This is a genomic window from Streptomyces sp. NPDC050439 (genome assembly GCF_040655335.1).
Classification (GTDB): domain Bacteria; phylum Actinomycetota; class Actinomycetes; order Streptomycetales; family Streptomycetaceae; genus Streptomyces.
Map to the genome: position 1 here is coordinate 221,944 of NZ_JBFAJT010000001.1, position 13,334 is coordinate 235,277.

Here is a 13,334-nt window from a genome sequence, read left to right on the forward strand (position 1 = left end):
TCCGCCACGCCCAGGAGGTCTCATGAACCGTCCGACCAGCGATGTGCAGGCGTTCAAAGCTCATGCGACTGACGCTGACCTCGACGATCTGCGTGCGCGACTAGATGCGGCGCGGCTGCCGGAGACCGAGACGGTCCATCGCGCCGGGCCCGGCCCTCGCCGATGGGCGCAGGGCGTTCCCCTCGCCGATCTCGTCGACGTCGTGAACTACTGGCGCACCGGGTACGACTGGCGATCGTTCGAAGCCCGCCTCAACCAGATCGGCCAGTTCCGCACGACCATCGACGAGGTGGGAATCCACTTCCTGCACCGCCGGTCCACGCGCCCAGATGCCACCCCTTTGGTGATCACCCACGGATGGCCGGGCAGCATTGCCGAGTTCATCGACGTAGTGGACGAGCTGGCAGACCCGAAGGATGCGGACGCGCCGGCATTCCACGTCGTGGTCCCGTCGCTGCCGGGCTTTGGCTACAGCGACAAGCCGGCCACCACCGGGTGGGGCATCGAAAAGATCGCGGCCGCATGGGTGGAACTGATGGGAAGGCTCGGCTACCGCAAGTTCCTGGCCCACGGAGGCGACTGGGGAGGTGTGATCACCACGGTGCTCGGCGGCAGGTTCCCGGCACATGTTCTCGGCATCCACACCACGACCCCGCAGGCACCGCCCGGGTTGCCGACGGACACGCTGACGGCGGCCGAACGCACATGGACCGAGGAGACCCGGGATTTCTGGGGCGGCCCCCGCGCGGCGTACGCGAAGCAGCAGGCGGCCCGGCCGCAGACCATCGGCTATGCGCTCGTCGACTCACCGGTCGGGCTCCTCGCCTGGATCCTCGACAAGTTCGCCGAGTGGACGGACACCGAGGACAGCCCGTTCGAGACGATCTCCATGGACCGCCTCCTCGACGACGTCACCCTGTATTGGCTGACCCGGACCGGAGCGTCAGCGGCCCGTATCTACTACGAAAGCCACGACTCGCTCGACCCCGAACTTCGGGTCGAGGTCCCGTCAGCCATCAGCGTGTATCCCCGCGACATCGAGAAGTGCCCGCGCCCCTGGGCGCAGGAGCGGTTCCGGCAGATCGTCCGGTGGAGGTCGCCCGAAACCGGGGGGCACTTCCCGTCGCTGGAGGTCCCCGAGTTCTTCGTCAAGGATCTGCGAGAGGGCCTCGCGGCAGTGCTGGCCGCGGGTCAGTGAGCGCGCCGCGGGTCGGTGAACGCGGGGCAGAGTGACGGCATCCGATCGTCACCCCCGAGGCCCCACCCCTGTACTTCCGCAGGGCTCAGAGAGGCCTCCCGCTCACAGATGGCGAGGCGGACTGTTGCGGATGGACGAGCGGCGGGCCCACAGTGCGCAGGCCAGCAGCACCAGACCGGCGAAACAGTAGGCCCATGCGTTGGTGCTGCCCCGGGACGCGCCGACGGCCCAGGCGATCGACCAGATGGAGAGCAGGACGCACAAAGCGGTCCAAGCGAGCGTCCACATCTGGTTGCGCGCCGCAAGTCGCTGGGAGGTACCACGTTCCATTTCGCCCATGTCAGGCGATCCACGATGCTCGTCATGAGTCGTCATACGTTGCCGGATGCCCCCGAAACCCCGCGTAAATCGCCCATGAGCCACGCGTGAGTCATACAGGGGCCGCGCCCCGACCACCTCTCCCCCACCCACGGAGCGGCGGATACGTCGGCACCGCCAATGGGCCGACAAATGACGGACGTTGACGTCCCGTTGACGTGCGCCGTCCATCCCGCCACGCTCGGAAGGCACGTGCGTACCTTCCTTCCTCTGTCCCCCCATGGAGTGCTCTGATGCCCAGACGCACCACACGACTCATCCTCTCTCTTGTCATGCTCATTGCCGCCACCCTGGGCGGTGTTGTCGCTGCCACCGGAACTGCTCAGGCCGACGGCTGCTACACGTGGTCGCGCACCTTGTCCCAAGGCGCCTCGGGTGCCGACGTGACGCAGCTGCAGATCCGGGTCGCGGGTCACGCCGGCAACGGCGGCGTGCTCGCCATCGACGGCGCCTACGGACCGGCGACGACCGCCGCGGTCAAACGCTTCCAGTCGGCTTACGGGCTGGCCGCGGACGGGGTCGCCGGTCCGGCGACGTTCAACAAGATCTACGCCCTCCAGGACAACGACTGCACACCGATCCACTTCACCTACGCCGAACTCAACACCTGCAACTCCACCTGGGCGGGCGGAGCGGTGAGCGCAAGCACCGCGAAGTCGAACGCGTTGCGCACCATGTGGAAACTTGAGGCATTGCGGCACGCGCTGGGCGACCAGCCCATCCGCGTGACCAGCGGCTTCCGCTCGCATGCCTGCAATGACGCGGTCGGCGGAGCAGCCGGCAGCCGCCACTTGTACGGCGATGCGGCCGACCTCGGCTCGGGCCCGCACACGCTGTGCCGACTCGCCCAGCAAGCCCGCAACCACGGCTTCAACGGCATACTCGGCCCCGGCTACCCGGGCCACGGCGACCACACCCACCTCGATCACCGCCCCAGCCGCTTCTGGTCGGCGTCAAGCTGCGGCATCTGACGAGCCGGTGGGCGCACCCGATCTATACGGGTGCGCCTGCCGGTCAAGCCGAACGGGCTGACCAGCCGGGCCGTCACCGGCGAGGCGGGCTACGCCAATGGCGTCCTGCACCGGCACTTCACCGATTTCGACGCGTTCCGCACCGACCTGGTGCTCGGCCGGGCCGCGCAGTTCGAGGCACAGGCGAGCGCAGGTCTGGTGGGCGCCAGGCCAAGTGCCGTCAGGCCGTGGCTGCTTCCAGGGCTGCCGTCTCAAGGACGGTCTGGACGAAGGCGCGCAAGCCCGGGGTGTTCGCCGCGGCCGGCCACAGGAAGCCGTACTCCACCGGCGGGGCGTCGCGGAAGGGCACGTAGGCAATGTCCGGGCGGGAGTAGTAGTGCGCCGCGCGTGCGCTGGTGGGGGAAACTCCCTTGCCCGCGCCGACCATGGTGAGCACTTCCTGCCAGGCGGTGGTCGACGGGCCGCGGGGAATGGGCCGGCCCTGCGGGGTGTAGTGGGGGTAGTGGAGGTCGAGGAAATACTGGGGTTGATTGGTGACCGTGATCAGAGGGACCTCGGCAAGGTCCTCCAGGGAGACCGTCTCTCGCTCGGCGAAGGGGTGGTCCGCGGGGACGATCAGTGCCCGGGGCTCCCTGAAGAGGACGGGGCCATTGACGATGTCGGGCTCGCTGATCGGCAGTTCGATGAGCTGCAGGTCGCGGCTGCCGTCGCGCATCGGGCCGAGCGGGTCCAGCAGCGGGGAATCGTAGATGTGGATCCGGCAGTCAGGGTGGCGGGCGCGGAAGGTGTCGGCGGCCGTCACGATGAGGTTGCCGCACCATGGGGTGGCGTAACCGATGTGGAGCTCTCCGGCGATCCCCCGCCCGGCGGCGGTCGCGGCGGCCAGCGCCTCCTGGATGTGCTGATAGCCGACGGCGAGGCCGTCCCTGAGCTGCGCGCCGATGGGCGTCAGTTGCACGTTGCGGCTGGTGCGCTTGAACAGTTCGGCGCCGATGACGCGTTCCTGTTTCTTGATGGCCTGGCTGACGCGGGCCGGGGTGACGTGCAATCGGTCCGCCGTGCGGCCGAAGTGCAGTTCCTCCGCCAAGGCCAGGAAGATCTCTATCTCCCGCAGCTCCACGCTCCACGCCCCCGCATCATGAACCACTGTGTTAAGTGCCGTTGCAGGATACGGCGTTGATCCACCCTCCCGCGTTGCCGATGCTTGTCCGTGAGAACGGACGGCTGCGCGGAAGGAGCTCAGTACATGAACATCATCGCGTCGGCGGTGCTGCTGACCGTCGGCGACCCTGCGGCCTCGGGCCGGTTCTTCACCGACCATCTGGGGTTTCGCGAGGTGCTGGTGGCCGAGAGCGCCATTCACCTCACCCGCGACGACGCAGCCACCGATCTCGTCGTCCTTGAGAGCAAGCCCGCACCGCACGAGCGGGAGCGGGAGTCGGCCCCGCAGACCGAACCTCAGGTGTCCTTCACGGTCACCGATCTCGCCTCCGAGCACGAGCGCCTGTGGCGGGAGGGGGCTCGGATCACGACACCGCTGCGCCAAGAGCCTTGGGGTGAGTGGGTCATGCAGCTCACCGACCCCAACGGCGTGGTGATCCAGCTCGTGGAGTGGGTGCCACCCGCCGGCGCCTGACGGCACCTCAACTCGCATGCGGGCGTTGCTCGCTGCGCCTCAGTCACCAACACACCTCATCCACTGCACCTACAGTTTTCGAACGGGAGGGCCTCATGTCTTCATCTGTCATGCCCACAACCGCCAACACCGCCAGCAGCACGAACAACTCTGCGTTTCGACAGGGTGGTGCACACCTGCCGACCGCCGCCATCTTCGCCTCCGGTCTGCACAAGGCCTACGGCGACAAGACCGTCCTCGACGGCATCGATCTGGCCGTCCCGGAAGGGTCCGTGTTCGCGCTGCTCGGGCCGAACGGCGCCGGCAAGACCACCGCCGTCAAGATCCTCTCCACCCTCATCAGCGCCGACGACGGTCAGGTCCTGGTCGCCGGTCACGATGTCGCCGCCGATCCGCAGGCCGTACGTGCCACGATCGGCGTGACGGGGCAGTTCTCCGCGGTCGACGGCCTGATCACCGGCGAGGAGAACATGCTCCTCATGGCCGACCTGCACCACCTCTCCAAGCGCGAGCGAGGGCGAGCTACCGCCGAACTCCTCGAGCGCTTCGACCTGGTGGACGCGTCGAAGAAGCCCGCCTCCACCTACTCCGGAGGTATGAAGCGCCGCCTGGACATCGCCATGACCCTGGTCGGCGACCCGCGCATCATCTTCCTCGACGAGCCCACCACCGGACTCGACCCGCGCTCCCGCCACAACATGTGGCAGATCATCCGCGAGCTCGTCTCCGGTGGCGTGACTGTCTTCCTCACGACGCAGTACCTCGAAGAGGCCGACGAACTCGCCGACCGCATCGCCGTGCTGAACAACGGCAAGATCGCCGCCGAAGGCACCGCCGAAGAGCTCAAGCGACTGATCCCCGGCGGCCACGTACGGCTGCGGTTCTCCGACCCGGCCGCCTACCGTTCCGCCGCCCTCGCCCTTCGGGAAGCCCACGCGGACGACGAGGCCTTGTCGCTGCAGCTCCCCAGCGACGGCAGCCAGCGCGAGCTGCGCTCCCTCCTGGACTGGATGGACTCCGTCGGCGTCGAGGCGGACGAGCTGACCGTGCACACCCCCGACCTCGACGACGTCTTCTTCGCCCTCACCAGCACCGACGCCATCCCCAGCCAGCCCAACCAGCCCAAGGAGAACGCCCGATGAGCGCCCTCGCCCTCGCCGTCCGCGACTCGAACACGATGCTGCGCCGCAACCTCCTGCACGCCTGGCGCTACCCGTCCACGACCCTGAACCTGCTGCTCGCCCCGATCATGATGCTGCTGCTCTTCGTCTACATCTTCGGGGACGTGATGAGCACCGGCATCGCAGGCGGCGGCGCCGACCGCTCGGATTACATCGCCTACATCGTCCCCGGCATCCTGATGATGACCATCGGCGGCACCGTGATCGGCGCCGCCGTCTACGTCTCCATGGACATGAACGAAGGCCTCATCGCCCGCTTCCGCACCATGCGGATCTACCGCGGCTCCATGATGATCGGGCACGTCGCCGGCAGCGTGCTGCAATGCCTGGCCAGCGTGATCCTGGTCGGCGCCATCGCAGTGGCCATCGGCTTCCGCTCCACCGACGCCACCGTCCTGGAGTGGCTGGCCGCCTTCGGGCTGATCGCCCTGTTCGCCGTGGCCCTCACCTGGATCGCAGTCGGCATGGGCATCGCCAGCCCCAGCCCCGAGGCAGCCGCCAACAGCGCCCAGCCGCTGATCCTCCTGCCGCTCATCTCCAGCGCCTTCATCCCGGCCGCCACGATGCCCGGCTGGTTCCAGCCCATCGCCGAATACCAGCCCTTCACCCCCGCCATCGAAACCCTGCGCGGTCTCCTGCTCGGCACCGAGATCGGCAACAATGGCTGGATCGCCCTCGCCTGGTGTGCCGGCCTGACCGTACTCGGCTACCGCTGGTCGATGGTCCAATTCAACCGCGACCCGAAGTGAGCACCCAGATGGCACGCGCCACCTGCCGCCTCCGGCAGACGCGACAGACAGACCCCCCACCCTTGGATTCCTTACCGCGCCGCACTCACCGCTCGACAGGCGTCGGCCCTTCGCCAGGGGAGGTGGGGGCCCAGTGGAGCGGTATGAGCTGGAGACGTTTCTGACCCTGGCCGAAGAGCTCCACTTCGCGCGCACCGCGGATCGTCTGCTCGTCTCGCCCGGCCGGGTCAGCCAGACGGTCAAGAAACTGGAACGTCGCATCGGCGGCGCGCTGTTCGAGCGCAGCAGCCAACAAGTGGCGCTCACCCCCGTCGGCCGTCAGCTCTACGCCGATGTGCTCCCCGCGTACCAGCAGATCCGAAGGGCCGTCAGCGACGCGTCGGCGGCCTGCATGGGGCTGAGCGGCGTACTGCGCGTGGGCTTCTCCGCCCCTTGGTGCGGCGATCTCATCGTCCAGGCCGGGGAGGCGTTCCACGCACGTCACCCCCGGTGCACCGTCGAGATCCAGGAAGTCACCTTCACTGCCGCCTTCGCGGCGTTGCGGGACGACAACCTCGACCTGCTGATCATCGAACTCCCCGTCCACGGTCCCGACCTGGCCACGGGCCACGTTCTCTTCTCCGAGCGTCGTGCGCATGTCGTGCCCGCCGCCCATCCCCTCGCAGCACAGGAGTCCATGTCGCTGGAAGACCTCGCCCTTCTGCCGCTGATCACGCCCGCCGGAGCACCCCAGAACTTCCTGGACGCCCTCTACCCCCGCCGCACACCCGCAGGTAGGCCCGTCCCGCAAGGACCGGCTGCCGTTGCCTGGCAGGAGATGCTGTCGCTGGTCGGTGCGGGCAAGGGCGGCACCACGGTCAGCGCGCGGGCGGCGGCGTATCACGGTCGGCCGGACGTCGTCTACGTCCCCTTCCACGACGCACCGCTGATCGACTACGCGCCGGTTTGGCGGAGGGGCGCCGACTCCGCCGTGCTGAAGGCGTTCGTACGGGCCATCACCGAGGGCAGCGCCACGTGACACGTCGATCAGTCCCGGCCCCTGGGGCGGGCTTGCGGTCAGGATGTGTCCAAGACCAGGCGTCCCCGCAAACGCCCGTGTTCGCCGAGCTCGTGTGCGGCTCCCGCCTGTTCCAGCGGCAGGACCCGCTGGATCTCCGTCCTCATTGCTCCGGACGCGAGGAGTTCGGCAGCTCCGGCCAGCGCGGGTCCGTCCGGGCGTACGTAGGTGTAACCGGCCCGCACCCCGTGCGCCGCCGCCTGCTCGGCCTGTCCCGGCTGCTCCCCCTTGAGGGTCACCAGCGTGCCGCCCGGCGTCACGACCGACAACAGGCGGGTGAACTCCTCGCCGCCGCGGGGGTCCACGGCCAGGTCCACCGCCGGTACGGCGCGCCTGATGTCGTCGTGGACGTAGTCGACGACCTGATCGGCTCCCAGGTCCAGGAGGTACGCGTGGTTGCGGGTCGAGGCGGTGGCGATCACGGTGGCGCCTTCTCGCTTGGCGAGCTGCACCGCCGCCTGACCCACCCCGCCGGCGGCCCCGTGGATCAGCACCCTGCTCCCGGCGAGCGGGCGTCCCGCGTCCTCGAACAGTGTCTGCAAGGCGGTGAGCACGGGCATCGCCGAGGCCGCCGCCACAAGGTGAGGCACTTCGGGCGGCTTGACCGCTAGGTGGTCGGCGGGGGCGGCGACGAACTGCGCGTAACCGCCCGCAAGGTGCGGGAAGCGCACCGTGCCGAAGACCTCGTCGCCCACCCGCAGCGTCACCGGGCCCGGTCCGACCGCAGTCACGATGCCGGACACGTCCCAGCCGAGCACTGCGGGAAATCTGGTGAGAGCGACCCCCCGGCCGGCCCGCGTCTCCCAGTCGATGGGGTTCACGCCCGCCGCGTGCACGCGCACCAGAACCTCTCCGGGGGCCAAGGCCGGAAGGGGCCGCGCGTCGAGGCGCAGGCTGCCCGCAGATCCGTAGTCATCGATCCGTATGGCGGACATGCTGGTGGGATGCCGATTCACGGGGCGGTCACCGTCCTGTCCATGCCGGGCTCACCGTCGGCGGCGGTCGGCGCCGTCTCCGCCTCGACGGTGTGCGGCGCCGATCCAAGGGCTGGTGGGCGCAGAAGCCGGGTGGCGAGGGCGGCCGGCAGAGCGAGGGCGCAGAGCCCCAGCGCGGCCAGCGGTACGTCGTCGAGCCCGTGGGCGGAGTACTGCCATCCGCCGATCGCCGCGCCGATGGCGATTCCGGCGTTGACGGCCGACGCGCCCAGGGTCGCGCCGAGGTCACCGCCGGGGCCTGCGAGCGTGATGACGCGGAGTTGCAGCGCCGGGACGAGACCGAAGCCCACCAGGCCCCAGCCGGCCAGCGCGACGGCCACCAACAGCGGTTGTGTGCCGCCTAGTTGAAGGAGCAGGAGGGCCATCACCAAGAGTGCGTTGCCGACGACCAGCGTTCCCCCCGCGTCGCGGTCGGCGAAGCGGCCCCCTGCGAACGTCCCGCCGCACTGGCCACTCCGAAGATCAACAGAAAGGCGCTGACCGCAGCACCAGGAACATGGGTGACGTCCTCGACGTACGGCGCAAGGTAGGTGAAGGCGGTGAACTGGCCGCCCATCAGCAGGAGCCCGGTGCCCAGCACCGCCAGCACACGGGGCGCGAAGGCGTGACGGGCCTGTGCGGCAAGACCGCCGGACCCGCCTCCGCTCACCGGTGGCACCCACAGCAGTACGGCGACCAGGGCGACGACCGCCAGCGCGAGGATGCCCGCGAACGCAGCGCGCCAGCCCCATGCCTGGCCGACGAGTGTCCCTAGGGGGACACCCAAAACGGTGGAGACGGCGATGCCGCCGAACACCATGGAGACGGCCTGGCCGCGCCGTTCGGCAGGCACGAGACCGGCGGCGACGGCGGATGCCACCCCGATGAACAACCCGTGCACCGTCCCGGTCAGCGTCCGTGCCACGATGAGCAGGCCGAACGCGGTCGAGACCAGGGCCAGCAAGTTTCCGGCGAGAAAGACGACCAGGGTGCCTGCCAGGACCTGTCGGCGTCCGCGGCGGATCGTCAGGGCCGTGGCGAGTGGACCGCCGAACGCGATGCCGAGCGCGTACGCGGTCACCAGCAGACCTGCGGAACCGACGCTGACGTGCAGATCGTCGGCGATCAGATGGAGGACACCGACCACGACGAGTTCGGCGGTCCCGATCACGAAGGCTCCCAGAGCGAGCGCGGCCAGGGCGGCCCGCCCGGTGCGGGACGTGCGGGAAGGCGGGGAGAGGGGACGGCTCATACGGCGCGCTCCGATGCGGTGGGCGTGAGGTGTCATGAGCGAGGCCGGGGTGCCGACGCCCGTGACGCGGGCACGTGGGCGAACGCCGGGCGGGGCACACCCCGCCCGGCATGGCGGGACGTGGCGTCAGCCCGCGGCACGGGCAGGCAGGCCCTCGTTGCCGTCGCCCCAGGTCGCGGTCATCGTCACGGAGTCGATCAGCCAGCGGGTGTCCGCCCGGGTCAGTTCCCACCGGTAGTCGCCGCCCAGCGTCCACAGCGGAGCCCCGTACGGGGTGGCCAGGCGGTGGGTGGCCTGGAAGGAGGCCGTGCAGACGGCGTGGTTCCCGTCGATGCGGACCAGATGGTTGGCGATCAGATGCTGGGTGGTGTCGTAGCCGCTCAGTGTCGCCGACCAGGCATCGACGATCTGCTGAGGAGTGAGCTGGACCGGATCGCCGCCGTTGAGGCTCGTGTAGTCGAGGAGCACCTTGTCGGCGAACAAGCCGTGCAGGAGCTCCCATTCACGGCGGTCCGCGTGCACGGCCATGCGGGTGCAGGTCTCCACGACCTCGTTCCTGGCTTCGGACATGGTGAAGGTGCCTCCCATGCTGGTGATGAGTGGGGTCACGTGAGGCGGAGCGCTCACAAGGTGCGGGCGAAGTGTTCGGCCACCGCGTCCGAGGAGAAGCTCACCTGCGGTGACTGGTCGTAGAAGTCGAATTGGGTGCCCTCGGTCCAGAGGAACTCACCGGGGCCGGCGAGACCCTCGTGAAATCGGCGCGCGCCGTCCGGGATGGCGGCGTTCTCGCTGTGCACGAGGAGCACGGGAGCACTCACCTTCGGTGCGAGCGCGACCGCGTCGAAGTCCAGCCAGCCGGGCCAGGCCATGACCGCGAACCGGTTGGACCACTGCGGAATCCCGCCGCGCTCGGGGTTGAGGTAGAAGTCGATGTCGAACGGCATGGCCGCGTCCGGGTCACTGCCGCTGACCACCGGCACATAGGCGACCTCTCCGGTCTCCTCGTACTCCTGGCGGGCCTCGGCGGCCGCCGCCTTCTTGGCCTCCACTCCCTGCGGGCCGCCGTAGTTCTCCTCGCAGATACGCCGGTCGTGCAGCCACGGCGCCACCAGGGCGAGAGACCTCACCCTGGCGTCCTCGGCGGCGAAGGCGCTCACATACATCGCTCCGGCGCACACGCCCAGTACGCCCAGTTGCCCGTCGCTCACCGCCGGGTGCCCGGTCAGGAAATCGGCCGCCGCGCGAAGGTCCCGGACCTTCAGCTCCGGCGACTCGAAGTCGCGCGGTTCACCGTGCGAGTCGCCGTATACGGTGAAATCAAAGGACAGGGCCGCATAACCGCGCCGGGCCAGCTCCTCTGCGTACCGGTCGGCCATCTGCTCCTTGACACTCGTCCAGGTGCCGGCCACCAGCACACCCGATACCGGGGCGGCCCCGTCGGCTTCCGCGGGAGGGTCGGGCAGAAAGAGGTTGCCTGTGAGCTTCGCCGCATCAGCGGCGAAGGACACACGTTCACATTGGGACATGCCTGGGCTCCTTCGGAGCAGAGAAAGGTTCGGTGAGTCGACGATCGACCGCCGTGAGGACTCAGAGGGACGGTGCTACGGGCTCGCCGCCCTCCACACGTTGGCAGCTGACAACCCGGCCAACAACGACCATTGACTAAAGGCGCGTTGAGCCTCGCTAAGCGGCCAGCGGCAGCGCGCAGCGCGGCTCCTCTGGGCGGGTGCCCGTCCGAGGACGGACAGGCGAAGGTCCGGAAGGCAGCAACCGTGCCGCCACATGTCCGGTCCGGTGGCGGGCGCGGCATCGGGGCCTACGCCGCCCTCGTGAATCTGGAGGAAACCACAGGTGAACTGCGTACAACCAGCCCCGCCCTTCGACGGTCTCACCAGTACAGACCCATGTCCCGTCGACCGAGTGGGAGCCACCGTGCCACACAGCCGCCGCCTTCTGACGTACGCCATCGCGGCCGCCGCTGCGGCCACCGCCGGGCTCGTGTTCCCGCCCGGTGCCGCCGCTGCCGCACCCGGCACCGTCACGAGTGACTTCAACGGTGATGGCTACGCGGACCTCGCCGTCGGTGTCCCGGACGGAACCGTGGCCGATCAGGCCAAGGCCGGGTACGTGAACGTCGTCTGGGGCGGCCCGAAGGGCGTCGGCGCCCATGGAAGCATCCGTATCACCCAGGCCACGCCCGAGGTTCCCGGCTCCCCGGAGGCGGGCGACCGCTTCGGGGCCTCCGTGACCCTGACCGACCTCAACGGCGACGGCATCGCCGAACTGCTCGCCGGCGCCCCCGGCGAGGACGTCACCGACCGCGGCACGGACGCGGGCATGGTCAGCGTCGTCGGCGGCTCGACGACCGGGCCGGGGCCGGGGTCGACCGTCCTGACCGGGCCGTCGCCGTCGGCCGCCTACGGCAAGTCGATCGCTGCGGCCAACCTGACCGGGGGCGACAACAAGGCGATCGTGGTCGGCGGCACGGACAAGGTCGTCGCCCGGGTCATCGTGGGCGAGGACAGCATGGTCACCACCGTCGTCGCCGCTCCCATGGGCGGCCGCGCGCCCGTCCTGGCCACCGGCGACTTCGACAGCGACGGCACGGCGGACCTGGCCGTGGCGTACTGGACCAAGGGCGACCCCAACACGCAGTCCCACGTGCGGCTGTGGAAGTGGGACGCCGAGAACTCGGAGATGTCCAACTTCTGGAACACGGACAACGCCGGTGTGTCCGCCCTTGCCGCCGGGGACTTCGACGGCGACGGTCACGAGGATCTGGCGCTCGGTGAATGCCGTGAGATCGCCGACGAGAACATAGACGACCCGTGCGGCCCCGAGGGTCTCGCCAAGGGCGGCGGCATCCACGTGCACTACGGAAGCCCGGCCAGCGGCTCCTTCGGCACCCGTGCCCAGACCCTCAACCAGGACACCGCGGGTGTGCCGGGGGTGGCCGAGGACGGCGACCGCTTCGGTGCCTCCCTCGCTGTCGCCGACGTCAACCGCGACGGCCGCGAGGACCTGATCGCGGGCGCTCCCGGTGAGGCCATCGGGAGCGGAGCGGGGGCGGGCGCCGCGTGGCTGCTGCGCGGCGGTGCGCAGGGCCTGCTCGACGCCAAGGGCGCTGCCAGTTCCGTCACCTGGAACCAGGACACCTCCGGTGTCCCGGGCGTCGCCGAAGCGGGTGACTCCTTCGGCGCGGCGGTCGCCGCGGGTGACTACAACGCCGACGGTACGCCGGACGTCACGGTCGGATCCCCGGGCGAGAACGCCTCCCTGGGTGCCGCATGGCTCTTCCCCAAGGGCGCGGCCAGCGGCTCGGCAGCCTTCTCCCCCCGCACGCTCGCCCTCCCGTACCTCTCCACGGCTCACCACTACGGCAAGCCGCTGAGCAGCCACTGAATACGCAACAGCTGTCGCGGAGGCAGTGGCTGCGGATCGGCTAAACGTCGCCGGGAGCCTGCTGAATCGGGTGCAGGGCGACCTGCTGCTGCTCCGGCAGCCACTCGGCCTCACCGCCGAGTTCGATCGCAGCGGCGACGAACTTCTCCTTGTCGAGGCGTGACGACCCGTTTTCGGCCGGTTCCTGTTGCATCACGGCATCGGTCACCGGCACGGAGACGTAGGCCTCCTCCACTGTCGTGCGCTGCAGGCGGACCGAGATCGAGTAGGTCGTCATTACTCCCCCAAAGTTGTTCATTGCCGCTGTCGGTAGCCGAAGGCAGACCCGCTGCCCTCATGACAATGTGCTGTCCGCGGTCGATCATCCCCCACCGTGGTCGTCGTGCGTGCCTGAATTACGCGTCCGCCTCTCGCCGCCCAGGCGGAGCGACCGCGCCCCCGACATCGTTGTCGAGGGCGCGGCCTGGGCGGATCGGAGCAGCCTCAGGGGAGGTGGCAGGTTCCGGGGCAGCGCCGCGCGCCGGAGCGGGCGGTCG

15 protein-coding genes and 1 pseudogene are annotated in these 13,334 nt (G+C 69.5%); 8 read left to right on the forward strand and 8 right to left on the reverse strand.

All coding sequences use genetic code 11. The features are described from left to right. Nucleotides 1-22: 22 nt before the first annotated feature. Nucleotides 23-1,198 (forward strand): epoxide hydrolase family protein, encoded by a 1,176-nt coding sequence (locus tag AB0I66_RS01080; RefSeq protein ID WP_363205552.1) that lies wholly within the window; start codon nt 23-25, stop codon nt 1,196-1,198. Nucleotides 1,199-1,300: 102 nt separating this feature from the next. On the opposite strand, the gene AB0I66_RS01085 is transcribed toward AB0I66_RS01080, so the two are convergent. Further along, a complete protein-coding gene (locus AB0I66_RS01085) occupies nt 1,301-1,528 on the reverse strand; it encodes a hypothetical protein (RefSeq protein WP_363205553.1) in 228 nt (75 codons plus the stop codon). Between the two features lie 281 nt (nt 1,529-1,809). Here AB0I66_RS01085 and AB0I66_RS01090 point away from each other — a divergent pair, with 281 nt between their 5' ends. Both AB0I66_RS01090 and AB0I66_RS01095 read left to right on the forward strand, forming a co-directional pair. After that, the gene (locus tag AB0I66_RS01090; protein WP_363205554.1) at nt 1,810-2,547 is read left to right on the forward strand and encodes a D-Ala-D-Ala carboxypeptidase family metallohydrolase; all 738 of its coding nucleotides are present in this window, start codon (nt 1,810-1,812) and stop codon (nt 2,545-2,547) included. Nucleotides 2,548-2,571: 24 nt separating this feature from the next. After that, nucleotides 2,572-2,736 (forward strand): annotated as a pseudogene (locus AB0I66_RS01095) (TetR/AcrR family transcriptional regulator); the annotation flags it as partial. A gap of 31 nt (nt 2,737-2,767) precedes the next feature. On the opposite strand, the gene AB0I66_RS01100 reads toward AB0I66_RS01095, so the two are convergent. After that, nucleotides 2,768-3,667, reverse strand: coding sequence for a LysR family transcriptional regulator (locus AB0I66_RS01100; protein ID WP_363205555.1), 900 nt, complete (start codon nt 3,665-3,667; stop codon nt 2,768-2,770). A 126-nt stretch (nt 3,668-3,793) separates the two neighbouring features. Between AB0I66_RS01100 and AB0I66_RS01105 the strand changes: the two genes are divergently transcribed. From AB0I66_RS01105 to AB0I66_RS01120, 4 genes are all read left to right on the forward strand, one after another. Continuing rightward, on the forward strand, nt 3,794-4,183 hold the full coding sequence (locus tag AB0I66_RS01105; RefSeq protein ID WP_363205556.1) for a VOC family protein: 390 nt from the start codon (nt 3,794-3,796) through the stop codon (nt 4,181-4,183). A gap of 176 nt (nt 4,184-4,359) precedes the next feature. Further along, nucleotides 4,360-5,325, forward strand: coding sequence for an ATP-binding cassette domain-containing protein (locus tag AB0I66_RS01110; protein WP_363206638.1), 966 nt, complete (start codon nt 4,360-4,362; stop codon nt 5,323-5,325). Continuing rightward, a complete protein-coding gene (locus AB0I66_RS01115; RefSeq protein ID WP_363205557.1) occupies nt 5,322-6,113 on the forward strand; it encodes an ABC transporter permease in 792 nt (263 codons plus the stop codon). The genes AB0I66_RS01110 and AB0I66_RS01115 overlap by 4 nt, the downstream gene beginning before the upstream one ends. A 133-nt stretch (nt 6,114-6,246) precedes the next feature. Continuing rightward, complete coding sequence (locus AB0I66_RS01120) at nt 6,247-7,131, forward strand: LysR family transcriptional regulator (protein ID WP_363205558.1); 885 nt, start codon at nt 6,247-6,249, stop codon at nt 7,129-7,131. Between the two features lie 38 nt (nt 7,132-7,169). Here AB0I66_RS01120 and AB0I66_RS01125 read toward each other — a convergent pair whose 3' ends face one another. From AB0I66_RS01125 to AB0I66_RS01145, 5 genes are all read right to left on the reverse strand, one after another. Further along, complete coding sequence (locus tag AB0I66_RS01125; RefSeq protein WP_363205559.1) at nt 7,170-8,105, reverse strand: NADP-dependent oxidoreductase; 936 nt, start codon at nt 8,103-8,105, stop codon at nt 7,170-7,172. Nucleotides 8,106-8,122: 17 nt separating this feature from the next. Next, nucleotides 8,123-8,530 carry a hypothetical protein gene (locus AB0I66_RS01130; protein ID WP_363205560.1) on the reverse strand — a complete coding sequence of 136 codons (408 nt, stop codon included), beginning with the start codon at nt 8,528-8,530 and terminating at the stop codon, nt 8,123-8,125. Continuing rightward, entirely contained in the window at nt 8,530-9,396 is an 867-nt protein-coding gene (locus tag AB0I66_RS01135; protein ID WP_363205561.1) for an MFS transporter, read from the reverse strand. The genes AB0I66_RS01130 and AB0I66_RS01135 overlap by 1 nt, the downstream gene beginning before the upstream one ends. Nucleotides 9,397-9,522: 126 nt before the next feature. Continuing rightward, complete coding sequence (locus tag AB0I66_RS01140; protein WP_363205562.1) at nt 9,523-9,966, reverse strand: nuclear transport factor 2 family protein; 444 nt, start codon at nt 9,964-9,966, stop codon at nt 9,523-9,525. A gap of 53 nt (nt 9,967-10,019) precedes the next feature. Next, nucleotides 10,020-10,922, reverse strand: a complete 903-nt coding sequence (locus AB0I66_RS01145) for an alpha/beta fold hydrolase (protein WP_363205563.1) — start codon at nt 10,920-10,922, stop codon at nt 10,020-10,022. A 406-nt stretch (nt 10,923-11,328) separates the two neighbouring features. Here AB0I66_RS01145 and AB0I66_RS01150 point away from each other — a divergent pair, with 406 nt between their 5' ends. Next, entirely contained in the window at nt 11,329-12,798 is a 1,470-nt protein-coding gene (locus tag AB0I66_RS01150) for an FG-GAP-like repeat-containing protein (protein ID WP_363205564.1), read from the forward strand. A 40-nt stretch (nt 12,799-12,838) separates the two neighbouring features. Here the strand turns inward: AB0I66_RS01150 and AB0I66_RS01155 are convergent, their stop codons facing one another. Next, the gene (locus AB0I66_RS01155) at nt 12,839-13,075 is read right to left on the reverse strand and encodes a hypothetical protein (protein WP_363205565.1); all 237 of its coding nucleotides are present in this window, start codon (nt 13,073-13,075) and stop codon (nt 12,839-12,841) included. Between the last annotated feature and the right edge of the window lie 259 nt (nt 13,076-13,334).

Excerpts from the sequence above, each read along its gene's own strand:
- AB0I66_RS01090 (WP_363205554.1), top strand. The coding sequence starts at position 1,810 with ATGCCCAGACGCACCACACGACTCATCCTCTCTCTTGTCATGCTCATT.
- AB0I66_RS01135 (WP_363205561.1), bottom strand. The coding sequence starts at position 9,396 with ATGAGCCGTCCCCTCTCCCCGCCTTCCCGCACGTCCCGCACCGGGCGG.
- AB0I66_RS01145 (WP_363205563.1), bottom strand. The coding sequence starts at position 10,922 with ATGTCCCAATGTGAACGTGTGTCCTTCGCCGCTGATGCGGCGAAGCTC.
- AB0I66_RS01125 (WP_363205559.1), bottom strand. The coding sequence starts at position 8,105 with ATGTCCGCCATACGGATCGATGACTACGGATCTGCGGGCAGCCTGCGC.
- AB0I66_RS01155 (WP_363205565.1), bottom strand. The coding sequence starts at position 13,075 with ATGACGACCTACTCGATCTCGGTCCGCCTGCAGCGCACGACAGTGGAG.
- AB0I66_RS01130 (WP_363205560.1), bottom strand. The coding sequence starts at position 8,530 with ATGGCCCTCCTGCTCCTTCAACTAGGCGGCACACAACCGCTGTTGGTG.
- AB0I66_RS01085 (WP_363205553.1), bottom strand. The coding sequence starts at position 1,528 with ATGGAACGTGGTACCTCCCAGCGACTTGCGGCGCGCAACCAGATGTGG.
- AB0I66_RS01105 (WP_363205556.1), top strand. The coding sequence starts at position 3,794 with ATGAACATCATCGCGTCGGCGGTGCTGCTGACCGTCGGCGACCCTGCG.
- AB0I66_RS01140 (WP_363205562.1), bottom strand. The coding sequence starts at position 9,966 with ATGTCCGAAGCCAGGAACGAGGTCGTGGAGACCTGCACCCGCATGGCC.
- AB0I66_RS01115 (WP_363205557.1), top strand. The coding sequence starts at position 5,322 with ATGAGCGCCCTCGCCCTCGCCGTCCGCGACTCGAACACGATGCTGCGC.
- AB0I66_RS01080 (WP_363205552.1), top strand. The coding sequence starts at position 23 with ATGAACCGTCCGACCAGCGATGTGCAGGCGTTCAAAGCTCATGCGACT.